General features: G+C 66.6%; 15 protein-coding genes. 14 read left to right on the top strand and 1 reads right to left on the bottom strand.

All coding sequences use genetic code 11. The features are described 5' to 3' along the window. Positions 1-46 precede the first annotated feature (46 nt). The 11 genes from FBY33_RS05320 to FBY33_RS05270 all read left to right on the top strand — a co-directional run bounded on the left by FBY33_RS05320 (position 47) and on the right by FBY33_RS05270 (position 10223). Complete coding sequence (locus FBY33_RS05320; protein WP_235010455.1) at positions 47-796, top strand: GAF and ANTAR domain-containing protein; 750 nt, start codon at positions 47-49, stop codon at positions 794-796. 373 nt (positions 797-1169) lie between these two features. After that, on the top strand, positions 1170-2282 hold the full coding sequence (gene rsgA / locus FBY33_RS05315; RefSeq protein WP_142032565.1) for a ribosome small subunit-dependent GTPase A: 1113 nt from the start codon (positions 1170-1172) through the stop codon (positions 2280-2282). 43 nt (positions 2283-2325) lie between these two features. Then, entirely contained in the window at positions 2326-3036 is a 711-nt protein-coding gene (locus tag FBY33_RS05310; protein ID WP_142029614.1) for an alpha/beta fold hydrolase, read from the top strand. A 48-nt stretch (positions 3037-3084) separates the two neighbouring features. Then, a complete protein-coding gene (locus FBY33_RS05305; RefSeq protein WP_142029613.1) occupies positions 3085-4185 on the top strand; it encodes an agmatine deiminase family protein in 1101 nt (366 codons plus the stop codon). Then, the gene (locus tag FBY33_RS05300; protein ID WP_200831325.1) at positions 4182-5954 is read left to right on the top strand and encodes an amidase; all 1773 of its coding nucleotides are present in this window, start codon (positions 4182-4184) and stop codon (positions 5952-5954) included. The genes FBY33_RS05305 and FBY33_RS05300 overlap by 4 nt, the downstream gene beginning before the upstream one ends. Positions 5955-6043: 89 nt before the next feature. Beyond that, positions 6044-6760: a pentapeptide repeat-containing protein gene (locus FBY33_RS05295; protein WP_327436741.1), complete on the top strand. Its 717-nt coding sequence runs from the start codon at positions 6044-6046 to the stop codon at positions 6758-6760. A gap of 57 nt (positions 6761-6817) precedes the next feature. Beyond that, positions 6818-8068, top strand: a complete 1251-nt coding sequence (locus FBY33_RS05290; protein ID WP_142029612.1) for a D-arabinono-1,4-lactone oxidase — start codon at positions 6818-6820, stop codon at positions 8066-8068. Between the two features lie 98 nt (positions 8069-8166). Next, the gene (locus FBY33_RS05285) at positions 8167-8436 is read left to right on the top strand and encodes a hypothetical protein (protein ID WP_235010454.1); all 270 of its coding nucleotides are present in this window, start codon (positions 8167-8169) and stop codon (positions 8434-8436) included. Positions 8437-8542: 106 nt separating this feature from the next. Beyond that, a complete protein-coding gene (locus FBY33_RS05280) occupies positions 8543-8755 on the top strand; it encodes a hypothetical protein (RefSeq protein WP_142029610.1) in 213 nt (70 codons plus the stop codon). Next, positions 8752-9885 (top strand): baeRF2 domain-containing protein, encoded by a 1134-nt coding sequence (locus tag FBY33_RS05275; RefSeq protein ID WP_142029609.1) that lies wholly within the window; start codon positions 8752-8754, stop codon positions 9883-9885. The genes FBY33_RS05280 and FBY33_RS05275 overlap by 4 nt, the downstream gene beginning before the upstream one ends. Before the next feature lie 50 nt (positions 9886-9935). Further along, positions 9936-10223 (top strand): hypothetical protein, encoded by a 288-nt coding sequence (locus tag FBY33_RS05270; protein ID WP_142029608.1) that lies wholly within the window; start codon positions 9936-9938, stop codon positions 10221-10223. Positions 10224-10309: 86 nt separating this feature from the next. Here the strand turns inward: FBY33_RS05270 and FBY33_RS05265 are convergent, their stop codons facing one another. Then, positions 10310-10855: a MarR family winged helix-turn-helix transcriptional regulator gene (locus FBY33_RS05265; RefSeq protein WP_142029607.1), complete on the bottom strand. Its 546-nt coding sequence runs from the start codon at positions 10853-10855 to the stop codon at positions 10310-10312. A gap of 275 nt (positions 10856-11130) precedes the next feature. Here FBY33_RS05265 and FBY33_RS05260 point away from each other — a divergent pair, with 275 nt between their 5' ends. From FBY33_RS05260 to FBY33_RS05250, 3 genes are read left to right on the top strand one after another with little or no spacing between them, the layout of a single operon-like run. Next, entirely contained in the window at positions 11131-12027 is an 897-nt protein-coding gene (locus tag FBY33_RS05260; protein ID WP_235010453.1) for a hypothetical protein, read from the top strand. After that, on the top strand, positions 12027-12458 hold the full coding sequence (locus tag FBY33_RS05255) for a phage holin family protein (RefSeq protein WP_200831324.1): 432 nt from the start codon (positions 12027-12029) through the stop codon (positions 12456-12458). Before FBY33_RS05260 ends, FBY33_RS05255 begins: the two co-directional genes overlap by 1 nt. Next, positions 12455-13117, top strand: coding sequence for a DUF3618 domain-containing protein (locus tag FBY33_RS05250; protein WP_142029605.1), 663 nt, complete (start codon positions 12455-12457; stop codon positions 13115-13117). Before FBY33_RS05255 ends, FBY33_RS05250 begins: the two co-directional genes overlap by 4 nt. Positions 13118-13151: the final 34 nt, after the last annotated feature.

Here is a 13151-nt window from a genome sequence, read left to right as displayed (position 1 = left end):
TCACACGCAACCTGGAAGTTGCTGAAGAACCGCCTAAGGACGTGCCGTGGACGCTTTCTCCATCCCCCTGGAATTGCAGGACAGCGTCGCCTCGCGGCTGCAGGATATGGTGCTGGAAACCTCTGATGCCGAAGAGTTCTTCCAGGGGTTGGCAATCTTTTCCGCTTCCCTCCTGTCCCCCAGGGGCGCCGAAATCTTCTGCAACCTCAGCGTGGTCCGCCACAAGAAACCTGTCACAGTGGCCTGCAGCACGGCCAGGGCCCGGACGATGGACGAACTGCAGTACGCCTTCGGCGACGGGCCGGGCCTGTCGGCAATGCGGACCCGGACCAGCGTCCACGTCCCGGATGTGACCCGTGAACATCGCTGGCCCCAGTACATCCGCGCTGTAGCCGACCATGCCGTGGGTTCAATCCTCGCTGTGCCTTTGCAGCTTGAGGGCGATTCCACCGCGGCGCTGAACATTTACGCCTCGCGGATCCATGGTTTTGCGGGCAGTGATATCGCCAGGGCTGAACTGTTCGCGGAGCAGTCGTCCAAGACCCTCCGGCTGGGGCTGCGGCTGGCCCGGCTGCAGGAGGCGCGGGACAACCTGGAAGCAGCAATGAAGGGCCGCACGGCAATCGATGTAGCCGTCGGCGTCATCATGGCACAGAACCGGTGCAGCCAGGAGGCTGCCCTGACCGTGCTGAGGAAAGCCTCAAGCTCACGCAATGCCAAGCTCCGGGACGTTGCGGCCGGAGTGGTGGAGTCCGTGTCACCCAACGCATCGTTGCTCACGCATTTCGACGAATAGGCGGACCTGCCCCCGCCGGCGTTGCCGCGCGAACCGAAGCCCAGTGATAACGGAAAACTTCCACCTCTAGCCCCCGACGCCGGCGGCGGCTAGAGTGGGACGCGGTCCCGCCCTGCCGCTTACCGGCAGGAGGACGGGAACCCGCACGAGGGAATGGGGGTGGTTTTGATGACTGCTGTTGCCGCGCGCCCTGAGCGCCCCGCATCCACTACATCAACCATCCCTCCCGGCTGCACTCGCGTTTCCTGACGCTGCACGTCCACCTGCCAGTGCACCGGGGACATCCAAGGAAACCACAGTGCATACTTCTTCAGGCAACCCCCCTGACGCCACCAACAACGAACACACTGACAGCACGGCAAACAGCGGTCGCATGCAAGGCGGGGCCCTGTCCGCTTACGGCTACACGCCCGCCGTCGCACGCTATTTCCATCAGCACCCCTGCCCGGGCGCAACTGCACCCGGGCGGGTGGTGCGCGTGGACCGCACCCTGCTGCTCGTTGCCGTCGACGACGGGCTCCTGCACCTGCCATACCCCCTGTCCGGCGGGCAGGCGGTCACCGGTGACTGGGTCTGGATCGGCCCCAACCGGGCGGGCGATCGGCAGATCCTGGCCGTCCTCCCGCGCCGCTCGGAACTTAGCCGAAAACGCGCATTCGAGGACTCCTCCGCCGCCCAGGTCCTGGCCGCCAACATGGACACAGTGGGCGTGGTGGTGCCCGTGGACCGGCCCCTCACGCACAACCGGCTGGAACGGACCCTCGTCGCCGCGCGGGATTCCGGCGCCACCCCGCTGGTAATCATCACCAAGGCAGACCTGGCGGAGGTGGCGGACGACGTCGTCGGGAAAGTCATCCTGCAGGCTGCAGGCGTGGAAGTGGTCACCACGTCGGCCGAAAACGGGGACGGCATCGACGAACTGTTGGCGCGGATTCCGCCCGGCGGGACCGTCGTGCTCCTGGGCCCGTCCGGTGCCGGCAAATCCACGCTAATCAATGCCCTCGTGGGCCGCCAGGTCCAGGAAACCGGGGAGGTGCGGTCCGGCGACTTCAAAGGCAAGCACACCACCACTGCCAGGGAGCTGGTGCCGCTGTCCAACGGGACGGGGCTGATGGACACGCCCGGCGTGCGCGGGTTTGGGCTGTTCGACGCCGGCGAAGGGCTGGACGGGATGTTCGGCGACGTCGAGGAACTGGCCGCCGGCTGCCGGTTCGCTGACTGCGGCCACGGGAGTGAGCCCGGCTGCGCGGTCCGCGAAGCGATCGACAGCGGTGCCCTGGCCGAACGCCGCTGGAACTCCTATTTGAAGATGCAGCGGGAAATGGCGGCACTGGCACGCCGATCCGACGTGGCCGCCCAGCGTGCCTACCACCGGGAGTGGCAGCAGAAAGTGGTTGCGGCGGGCAAATCACAACGCTGGGCAGAGCGCGAGGCCGCCGAGCGCGGGAGCCGGACAGGAGGCAAGGACCGGAAGCGGAGGCGATAGGACAAGTCCCTTCCGTGTCGGGGGCGGGGAGTAGGGTTCGGTCATGGACATCATCCTGGTACCCGGTTTCTGGTTGGACGCATCGTCGTGGGAGAAGGTGACACCAGTCCTGGAAGCAGCGGGACACCGCCCCCGCCCCCTCACCCTTCCCGGCAAGGAATCAGCGGAGGCCAGCCGTGCGGGTATCAGTCTGCAGGACCACATCAATGCCGTGGTGCAGGTCCTGGATGGCTTGCCGGCCAAGACGGTCCTGGTGGGGCATTCCGGCGGCGGGGCCATCATTCATGGGGTGGTGGATGCGCGGCCGGACAGGGTGGAACGCGCGATCTACGTGGACAGCGGGCCGTTGGGGGAAGGCGGCGTCATCAACGACGAGCTGCCGGCGCAGGGGGACGATGTGCCGTTGCCGCCTTGGGAGAGTTTTGACGACGCCGACCTGGTGGATCTGAACGACGGGCTGCGGCAGGCATTCCGGGCCCGGGCCGTTCCTGAGCCCCGGGGCGTGGCGTACGGCAGGCAGCACCTGCATGACGAGCGGCGCTACAACGTGCCCGCCACCGTGATCGCCTGCGAATTCCCGTCCGCCATGCTCCGGGAGTGGATCACGGCCCGCCATCCGTTCGTGGCGGAACTGGCAAAGGTGCGGGAGATGGAATTCGTCGACCTGCCGACAGGGCACTGGCCGCAGTTCACCAAACCGGACCAACTGGCGCATGCCATCCTGGCGGCGGTGGACCGGACGGGCACGGCCTAAAAACGAAATACTCTTGCGCCGGGCCTGCACCGTACCCATAATAAATGAATGGCATTCATTTATTCCACCGTCGGGGACAGTGCCGCCCTTGACCACGTTTCCACCGGCACCACTGCCCACATGCCCGCAGAGTGGGAGGCCCACCAGCGCACATGGATGGCGTTCCCACCACCAAATGACACCTTCGGCCCCGTAGGCAGCCCCACCCTTGACCGCGCACGTGGAGCCTGGACCCGGGTGGCCCAGACCATCGCCCGCTACGAGCCCGTTACGGTGGTGGCTGACCCAAGGGACGCCACAGCTGCAAGGGAATGGCTGGGCGGCGGCATCGACGTCATGGCCGTTCCGCTCGATGACGCGTGGCTGAGGGACAGCGGCCCCACTTTCGTGCATCAGCCGGACGGCTCACTGGCTGCCGTTGACTGGATCTTTAATGGCTGGGGCGGGCAGGAGTGGGCGGCCTGGACCCAGGACCAAGCTGTGGCCCGGACAGTGGCGGCGGGCACCGGAGTCCCCGTCCGGCCAAGCGCCCTGGTTAACGAAGGCGGCGGCTTCCATGTGGACGGCGAAGGCACGGTCCTGTTGACCGAGACCGTCCAACTGGATCCCGGCCGCAATCCCGGCGCCACCAGGGAATCGGTTGAAGCAGAAATCCACGCGGCCCTGGGCACCACCAAAGCTATCTGGCTTCCCCGTGGACTGACCCGGGACTATGACGAGTTCGGCACCCGGGGCCACGTGGACATCGTGGCAGCCTTCGCCGGAGCGGGTACCGTCCTGCTGCACCGCCAGGACGATCCTGCCCACCCCGACCACGCCGTGTACCTGCAGCTGAAGACTGTCCTTGCCGGCCAGCTGGATGCCCAGGGCCGGCCGCTGCGCATCATCGACGTTCCGGCCCCCACAGTCCTTCGCGACGAGGAAGGCTGGGTGGACTGGTCCTACATCAACCACTACGTGGGCAACGACGTGGTGGTGCTCTGCCGCTTCAACGATCCCAACGACGCCATTGCGGCCGGGATCCTGGCACGCGCTTATCCGGGCAGGACCGTGGAGCTGGTGGATGCCAGGGACATCTTCGCCTTCGGCGGCGGCATCCACTGCATCACCCAGCAGCAGCCAGCCACCAGGGACGGAGGCTCACTGTGAAGCTGGCCGAAACGCAGGCTCCGCTGCCACTCAACGAAACGTTCGACGTTGTGGAGGCCGGCATCGCGCAGCTGCGCGCCGCGCTGGAATCCGGCCAGGTGACCAGCGAGGAACTGGTCCGGCTCTATCTCGAACGCATCGAGAAGTATGACTCCACGGGCATACGCCTGAACGCGCTGGTGGTGATGAACCCGGACGCCATCATCGAGGCGCGGGCGTCAGACCGGCGCCGCGCCGCCGGTTTCACACTCAGCCCCCTCGACGGCATCCCTTACACCGCTAAAGACAGCTACCAGGTGCAGGGTCTCACGGTCGCCGCCGGCTCACCGGCCTTCAAGGACCTGGTGGCCCAGCGTGACGCCTTCACCATCGAACGGCTGCGGGCCGGCGGGGCGGTCCTGATCGGACTCACCAACATGCCGCCCATGGCCAATGGAGGTATGCAGCGTGGAGCATATGGGCGGGCGGAAAGCCCCTACAACGAGAATTACCTCACCGCGGCCTTCGCGTCCGGGTCATCGAATGGCTCCGGTACCGCCACGGCCGCCAGTTTCGCCGCGTTCGGACTCGCAGAGGAAACCTGGTCCTCGGGGCGGGCGCCGGCGTCGAACAATGCGCTCTGCGCCTACACCCCATCACGCGGTGTAATTTCCGTCCGCGGCAACTGGCCCCTTGTCCCCACCATGGACGTGGTGGTTCCGCACACCCGCACCATGGCGGACCTGCTGGAGGTCCTGGACGTAGTGGTGGCGGACGATGCCGAGACCCGAGGTGATTTCTGGCGTGTCCAGCCCTGGATCCGGATACCCAAGGCATCCGCTGTCCGCCCGTCGTCGTACATGGACCTCGCGGTGCAGGACGGTTCCGGGGCGGCAGGCGTGCTGGCGGGTAAATGCTTCGGTATTCCCCGCATGTACATCAACGCGGATCCGGAGGCCGGGACGTCGGAGGCACCCGGCATTGGCGGCCCCACCGGGCAGCGGATCGAAACGCGCGCGTCCATCCTGGAGCTGTGGAAAGCTGCGCGCCGCGACCTGGAAGCCGCAGGCGCGGACGTGGTGGAGGTGGATTTCCCGGTGGTGTCCAACTATGAGGGCGACCGGCCCGGTACGCCCACCATTGCCACGCGCGGACTGGTGTCACCGGAATACCTGCGGCGGGAAATCGTGGACCTGTCCGCCTGGGCGTGGAATGACTTCCTCGATGCCAACGGCGACCCTCGCCTGAACCGCCTTGCCGGCGTCGTCGGTTCCACCATCTTCCCGGCCCCCAAAGGCGCGCTGCCGGACCGGTACGACGGGTTCGACGACGACATTGCGGATTACCCCGCCTGGGTCCGCGAAAACGGGGTTCCCGTCCTCGCCGACATTCCGCACCTGCCCCAAGGCCTGACAGGACTCGAAGAGACCCGCAGGGTGGACCTGGAGGAGTGGATGGACCGGCTGGGCCTGGATGCGGTGGTGTTCCCGGCAGCCGCCGATGTGGCGCCCGCGGACGCGGATATCAATGAAGGCTCTGCGGACATCGCCTGGCGCAACGGTGTTTGGGTTGCCAACGGAAACCTGGTTCCGCGCCACCTCGGCATCCCCACGGTCACGGTTCCCATGGGCATCGCTTCCGACCTCGGGATGCCCGTGGGCCTCACCATTGCCGGCAGGGCCTACAGCGACACCCAACTGCTCCGGTTGGCGGCGGCCTTTGAGGCCACCGGAAGCCGTCGCGTTCCGCCGCCGCGCACCACGCCTGCAGGAAATACCAAAAACGACTGACCGATCCCCGCAGCAGCGGATACTCTGGACGCAGTGATTTCCGCTGCCGCCTCCCCCGACCAAGCCGCCCTTCGGCCTGACTGTTCGCAATGCTTTGCATTGTGCTGCACTGCCTTCGGGTTCACCCGATCGGCCGACTTCGCCATCGACAAACCGCCGGCCAGGCCGTCAGCCAGCGGCTGTTCGGGGGCACCAGCTGGCGGGAGGACCCCGCATTGGCGCCGGATATGTTCGCGGCCTTCAAAGTCCTGCGCCAGCTGCACGAAATGCAGTGGCTCCTTGGCCAGGCCGAGGAGAAGGCCTACGGCCCGGATACTGCCGCGGACGTGCGCCACCTGCAGGCCATGGTCCGGGAAGTTGCAGACGGTCCCCTCGATGTCATCCTGGCCGCCGACATCGGATCCCTGCACGTTCAGGTAGGCGACGCATTACGCGGGGTCAGCGAGGAGGTCCGCGCGGGCTACTTCGACGACGGCCGGCCCCTGGGCCACCTGCAGCCTGGTGCGGATCTGGCGGGAGCAGACCTGCGCCCCGTGACGCTCTGCGGCGCGAACCTTCGCGGCGCATGCCTGATCGCCGCGGATTTCCGGGGCACGGACCTGGCCGCGACGGACCTGCTGGGGGCCGACCTGCGCGATGCCAGATTCGACGACGCCGACCTCACCGACGCGCTCTTCCTCACCCAGGCACAAATCACCGCGGCCCGCGGCACCCCTTCCACCCGGCTGCCAGCCGGTCTTGAGCGGCCCGGCCACTGGCTGGGTGCGGGCAGTGCAACCCCCGCCCGCACCGTGGAAGCTTCTTGACAGCGGAGATTGTTAGCGCTGACAGTGGAGGAAACCGACCCCAAGCGAAAGCCACCGATGAAGAACTGGGCAGGAAACCTCGAATACTCCTCCGCGAAAGTCCGGCGGCCGGAATCCGTAGCGGAACTGGCGGACATCGTGGCGGCCGCGCCCCGGGTCAAGGCCTTGGGTTCCCGGCACTCCTTCAACCGGATAGGTGATACCGACGGCCTGCACGTCCTCCTGGAGGCCCTGCCGCAGCAGGTGGAACTGGACGCAGCCAAGGGCACCGTGCGCGTCAGTGGCGGGGTGAGCTACGGGGCATTGTGCCGGACGTTGGAGGAGTCCGGGGTTGCCATCCACAACCTGGCCTCGCTGCCGCACATCTCGGTGGCCGGTGCGGTGCAGACCGGCACGCACGGCTCCGGGGTGGACAACCCTTCACTTGCCGGCGCCGTGGAGTCCATCGACTTGGTCCGGGCCTCCGGGGAGCAGGTCACCCTCACCCGGGCGGACGGGGACGAGTTCCTCGCCAGCGTGGTGGGCATCGGCGCCCTGGGCATCGTCACCGGACTGGAACTGGCCGTGCGCCCCAGCTTCAGAATGCGCCAGCGCGTCCTCGAGGATCTCCCCTGGGACAACGCCCTGGCCGATTTCAGCACCATCGTATCCAGCGCCTACAGCGTGAGCCTGTTTACGGACTACGCCGGCGACAGGATCAACCAGGTCTGGCTCAAGGCACTTGATGAAGAGCAGCCGCTCGCCAACCTGTTCGGCGCCACCGCCGCCCTCAACCCGCGGCACCCGCTGCCGGACATGTCTGCCGAGAACTGCACGGCACAGCTGGATGAACCCGGGCTGTGGCTGGACCGGCTGCCGCACTTCCGGCACGAATTCACGCCCAGCAACGGGGACGAACTGCAAAGCGAGTTCATCCTGCCCCTGGAGCACGCCCCGGCCGCCCTCCAGGCGGTCCGCGGCCTGGCCGGACAACTAGCACCCCTGCTCTTCGTCTCGGAAATCCGCACGGGCGCGGCGGACGAGTTCTGGCTTAGCCCGTTCTACCGGCAGCAGAGCGTGGCCCTGCACTTCACCTGGAAGCCGCTTCAGCCGGAAGTGGAAGCCTTCCTCCCGGTGCTGGAAGAGGCCCTCCGGCCTTTCGGGGCCCGCCCGCACTGGGGCAAGCTGTTCACCCCGAACGCACATGACTGGGAGAAGCTGTACCCGCGCTTCGCCGACTTCCGTTCCTTTGCCGCCGGCCATGATCCGGACGGCAAATTCCGGAACGCACTCCTGGACAGCATCCTGGGCGTCCCCGCCCGCCGCTAGCCACCGCCGGTACGCTGGACGCATGACTTTCCGCGCCGCCCGTCGTTACCGCCGCTTCCCTGTCCACCGCCCTGTTGCTGCTGACCGGATGTGGTGCCGTGGAGGAGGCCGCCGGCAACGCGGCCAGTGACGCCGCCTCCAAGGTTGCCTCGGCCGCCTCCCACGAGGTCAACCGGCAGATCTGCGCGGTGGTACAGGACGGCCTGGTCAGCGTGGAGGACCGCCAGGCGCTGGCAGGCCTCGTCTCGGCAGCACGGACAGCAGGGGTTCCGGCGGAAATTACGACGCCGTTGGGCCAGATCGCGGAGTCCGGCGACCAGGTGCCAACAGAGTCCGTCCGGGCCCTGAAGGAAGCCTGCCAGGCCTGACGGGGAAAGCCTCGTTTTACCCCTTTAGCCGGCACCGTCTTGGTGCTACGGTGAAGTGACGAACTAGTAAGCCTGTGATACTAATTCACGCGCGAAGGAGATCGTCATGGCAGAACGCGGCAACACCACCCATGGCCAGAATCTGGATGACCAGATGAAGCATGAAACGCAGGGGGTGGTGCACGGAAACCAACCGCCCCATGCGGAGGAATGGCGCGAAACAGAGCCCTTCCCCGATGACACGGATCCCGCCGAGGTGCAGGAAGCCTTGAATCTGGCAGCACCAGACCCTCTCGACGACGAGGAGGGGGAGCAGTGACCACCGGCCTGCAAAAATACGCAGACCTGTACCGCCTCCCCGGCCCCTGGTGCACCGCCTACGTGGACGCCGGAACCGGAACGGTGGACAGCCTGGAAGCGGGCGATGTCCGCCCCGGAAACACCCGGGCCCAGCTTGAAGCACAGGGTGCAGCGCCGGCTGACGTCGACGCCATGGAACAGTCCCTGAAACCTGCAACCGGAGTGCCCTCCCCCGTGTCCAGGTTCGTCCTGGTCCATGGCGGAAAAGCCGAACTCAATGAGGTGCTCCCCGGCGAACTCGTCCTCCCGGAGCGGCTGGCAGTGGACCCCGTCCCGGACCTGCTCCCGCTGCTGAAGCACCAGCCCGAGGAGTTTGCCTACATCGTGGCCGAGGTCAGCCGCGAGCACGGGGAAATCCGGCTGTACCGCGCCGGGGCCGGTGCCCCCACGAGCGTCCAGGAGGTGGAGGGCGAGTCCGAGCATATAAAGAAGTTCCAGGGCGGCGGCTGGTCGCACCTGCGCTTCCAGCACCACACCGAGGACGTCTGGCGTCGGAATGCAGATGAAGTGGCAGGCGAAATCGACCGGCTGGCAGAGAACAGCGGTGCGCGGCTGATTGTTCTCGCCGGTGATATCCATGCCCGCGGGCTGGTGCAGGAGCAACTTTCCAAAGCCGCCCAGGCACTGGTGTCAATCGTCGATTCCCACACCCACACCGCCGGGGCGGACAGCAGCAACCTGGAAGACCAGGTCAACCAGCGGGTGGCCGAGGTCTGGGCTGAGGAGCAGCAGTCGGTCATGGACAGGCTGGCGGTCCAGGAGGGCCAGGCGAATCCAGAGGCCGCGCACGGCGTTGGAGCTGTGGTCCACGCACTCCAGCAGGCACAGGTGGATGTCCTGATCCTCAATGACGCCGCCTTGTCGCAGCGGACCATGCTGGCACTGGATGCCGAACCGTGGATTGCCACCGCCAAGGAGGAAGCCCTGGCGGCGGGAATCCTTGGCGAAGTTCCGGCCCCTGCGGCCCTGCTGCGGGCAGCGGCCCTCACTGACGCCCGTGTCCTCCTGGTTCCCGGGCCAGTCCTGCCGGAGGGCGTCGATGTGGCGGCACTGCTGCGCTGGTCTTCGGGACCGGACGTCCCGTCGTAAGTAGCCATACGGCCCCGTTCCTGGAGGAACCCAACGAGTGGAAGGTGACCATGAGCACTGCAGATGAAAACCGCGATGACGTCCTCGACACCGTGATAGTCCCGGAGGAGGATGCGCTTCCGAACCCCACCCGCCGCGGCCACGGCAAGATGCCGGAAGACGTTGACGACGACGATTACCAGCGGGCCGTCGAACAGGAGAGGGTTGCGGCGGGCCTGGCTGATTATGCTCCGGGCGACGTTCCCCCGGCGACAGACCCCTTGCCCCCGGAGGCAGCCGACGCAGCCGACCTGGCGCAACGGGGACTGCTGGAGGATGAGCACGAAGACAAGGGTTAAGTAAAAGCAGTGGCCGGTCCGAAAGGTCCGGCCACTGCTCTTTCCTGCTGACGGTTCCGGCAAGGCTGTCAGTGCCGGCGAGGACTTCAGTTCTGGCGGGGCTGGTCCCAGCTCCGCGCGCCGCCTGCCCGCCCGGCCTGCGGCCGGTGCGCGTGCCCGTGCCCGGCCCGGTGTTCGGGCGGGGCAAACGGGACAACGCCGGTATCACGGCCCGGCGGTACTGCGCGGACAAACTTCGTCAGCTCCTCGCGGAGTACATTCCATGCAATGTCCGGGTCATCCGGATAAGCGTTGACCTCGGCCTTCCGTGCGGCTTCAACGGCGGCAACGCCGGCATCGGTGAGCTCCACCTTCAGCTGCCTTCGGTCCGAAGCGTGGCGCATCCTGGTGATGAGTCCGGTGGCTTCAAGCCTCGTGAGGACCCGGCCCAGTGTCTGGCTTTGGACCCTGATCGCGTCGGCGAGCTGTTCCTGGTTCAGTGGGCCCCCCATCAGGCCTTCCAGTGCAATAACAGCGGCACGGGTGAGGCCAAGGGGGGCCAGTGCATCGTCCTGGCGCCGCTGGATCAGCCGCGCCGCCAAAGTGATAAGGCGGTAGCTGCTCCGGGCGTCCGGATCGAGATTGCTGGTCATCGGCCGCGGCCTTCCTGTAGGTGGCGAAGTGCTGGTCACCCTGCGTCGCTACACCCCTACAATAAGCATGCTTAGCAACCTATTCGCAAGTAGGCTTACTATCCATCCGCCCCGCCGGCCCCACATCGGGCACTCCTGACTTCAAACGGCAGGGCACTACCCCTTGCAATCGAAATGGGAAGTGTGCTTAGTATCTAATTAGTAACCTTGCTTACTAAGTTGCCAGCACTGCTGGTTCTTGTTCGCCAGCTAACCCTTTCTGAAAGAGAGTGATGATGACAGAGAACCAATGGCCCCAGACACCGCGCACCACTGCCGACCCGGCAGTCGTCGATCCATACGGCGCAACCGAGGTAGCACCAGGCCAGGCCCCCTACACGGGGACCTCAGCCGACACCTCCAAGACCCAGGCGGCAAAGGAGGAGGCTTCCAACGTTGCTGGTGAAGCTGCATCTGCCGCCCAGGGAGTAGCCCAGACGGCCAAGGGCGAGGCCGCGAACGTGGCCCACGAGGCCAAGGCCAACGCCCAGGACCTGCTGCACCAGGCGAAGTCGGGCCTGACCAGTCAGGCCGGCACGCAGCAGCAGAAGGCTGCCGAGGGCATCCGGAACATTTCCAGCCAGCTGCACAGCATGGCCAGCGCACCGGACCAGCAGGGCATGGCCAGCGATTTGATCCGGCAGGCAGCCGATCGCACGTCCTCCATGGCGTCCTGGCTGGAGAACCGGGAGCCGGGTGACCTCCTGAACGAGGTCCAGCGGTTTGCCCGCAACCGGCCCGGAACGTTCCTGCTCCTCGCCGCCGGCGCCGGCGTCCTGGCAGGACGCCTCACCCGCGGACTCACCGCAGGCGCCCCCGAATCACAGGGACAGGTCCGGGCTTCAGGCCAGCAGGGCCTGGGCCAGCACCGCGCCGTGCAGTCACCGCCCGTAGCGCCCCTGCACCCGGAGACCGTGTACGCCGCCGGAACGGATGACCTCTTCGCAGAGCCAACGATAGGCAGCGGGGCCCCGGTTTCCACCAGCACCCTGCCCTCGGGTACCGCCGAGGAGACACCGCTTCGGTTGGATGACGACCCCTACCGGGCCGAAAACGGCGTCTACAACGACGACGAGCCGTTCGGCAGCGAAGGCACCGCCGGCACCGGCCGCCGCGGCACGGGTGGTCTGTGATGAGTAGCCAGATTCCGGAGATGCCGCCGAGTGAGGCGCATATGAAAGCGGACAACGCGTCCCTGGGCGAGTTGCTGGGGGATGTGACCCGGGACCTGTCCACCCTGATGCGCCAGGAAGTGGAACTGGCCAAGGCCGAACTCAAGCAATCCACCTCCCGGGCAGGGAAAGGCGCCGGCATGCTCGCCGGCGCCGGCGTGGGCGGACACTTCGTCCTGCTCTTCCTGTCCCTGGCCCTGATGTGGGCCCTCGGGGCCATCATGCCCCTGGGCTGGTCCGCGCTGATCGTCGCCGTGGTCTGGGCCATCATCGCCGCGGTCCTGGCCTCCATCGGCCGCAAGGAACTCAAGCAGATCAAGGGCCTGCCCCAAACCGGGGAAACCCTCTCAGAAATTCCCCCAACCCTAAAACCAGGTGAGGTAAACCGATGAGCGAAAACCCTGACGTCATCCGCGCAGACATAGAAGCCACCCGGGCACGGCTGGGCACCAACGTGGACGCCGTGGCGGACAAGGTCACCCCGTCCAACATCGTCCACCGCCAAACCGACAAAGTAAAAGACGCCGTGACCGGGGTGAAGGAGAAAATCATGGGAGCAGCAGACACCGCCACCACCAAGGTCCACGACACGACCTCCACCGGCGCCGGACACACCACCAACGCCATGCACTCCGCCGGCGACAGCCTGCACCAGGCACAAGATACCGTCTCGGCCAAACTCAGCGACGCCGGCCAGGCCGTCTCCGCCGCCCCGGACCAGGTCAAAGCCAAAACCGCCGGCAACCCCCTGGCCGCCGGGCTGATCGCGTTCGGCGCCGGCATGCTGGTCTCCTCGCTGATCCCGGCAAGCCAGAAGGAACGCGAAGCCGCGGACCAGCTCAAAACCGCAGCCCAGCCCCTGGCCACCCAGGTCACCGACGCCGCCAAGAACATGGCCCAGGACCTGAAGGAACCAGCCCAGGAAGCCATGGAAAACGTCAAGGCCACCGCCACCGACGCCGCCCAAAACGTCAAAGCCGAAGGCCAAATGGCCGCCGCCGACGTCAAAGACCGCGCCACCGACGCCAAAGACAACGTCCAAAACACCTAAACCGCATGGGTAACCACGCACCATGGCAAAGCCG

The organism is Arthrobacter sp. SLBN-112 (genome assembly GCF_006715225.1).
GTDB lineage: Bacteria > Actinomycetota > Actinomycetes > Actinomycetales > Micrococcaceae > Arthrobacter.
The sequence above is the reverse complement of the archived record's forward strand: the minus strand, read 5'-3'. Positions and strand labels throughout refer to the sequence as shown.

Excerpts from the sequence above, each read along its gene's own strand:
- rsgA (WP_142032565.1), top strand. The coding sequence starts at position 1,170 with ATGCAAGGCGGGGCCCTGTCCGCTTACGGCTACACGCCCGCCGTCGCA.
- FBY33_RS05310 (WP_142029614.1), top strand. The coding sequence starts at position 2,326 with ATGGACATCATCCTGGTACCCGGTTTCTGGTTGGACGCATCGTCGTGG.
- FBY33_RS05305 (WP_142029613.1), top strand. The coding sequence starts at position 3,085 with ATGGCATTCATTTATTCCACCGTCGGGGACAGTGCCGCCCTTGACCAC.
- FBY33_RS05295 (WP_327436741.1), top strand. The coding sequence starts at position 6,044 with ATGCTTTGCATTGTGCTGCACTGCCTTCGGGTTCACCCGATCGGCCGA.
- FBY33_RS05290 (WP_142029612.1), top strand. The coding sequence starts at position 6,818 with ATGAAGAACTGGGCAGGAAACCTCGAATACTCCTCCGCGAAAGTCCGG.
- FBY33_RS05280 (WP_142029610.1), top strand. The coding sequence starts at position 8,543 with ATGGCAGAACGCGGCAACACCACCCATGGCCAGAATCTGGATGACCAG.
- FBY33_RS05270 (WP_142029608.1), top strand. The coding sequence starts at position 9,936 with ATGAGCACTGCAGATGAAAACCGCGATGACGTCCTCGACACCGTGATA.
- FBY33_RS05265 (WP_142029607.1), bottom strand. The coding sequence starts at position 10,855 with ATGACCAGCAATCTCGATCCGGACGCCCGGAGCAGCTACCGCCTTATC.
- FBY33_RS05260 (WP_235010453.1), top strand. The coding sequence starts at position 11,131 with ATGACAGAGAACCAATGGCCCCAGACACCGCGCACCACTGCCGACCCG.
- FBY33_RS05255 (WP_200831324.1), top strand. The coding sequence starts at position 12,027 with ATGAGTAGCCAGATTCCGGAGATGCCGCCGAGTGAGGCGCATATGAAA.
- FBY33_RS05250 (WP_142029605.1), top strand. The coding sequence starts at position 12,455 with ATGAGCGAAAACCCTGACGTCATCCGCGCAGACATAGAAGCCACCCGG.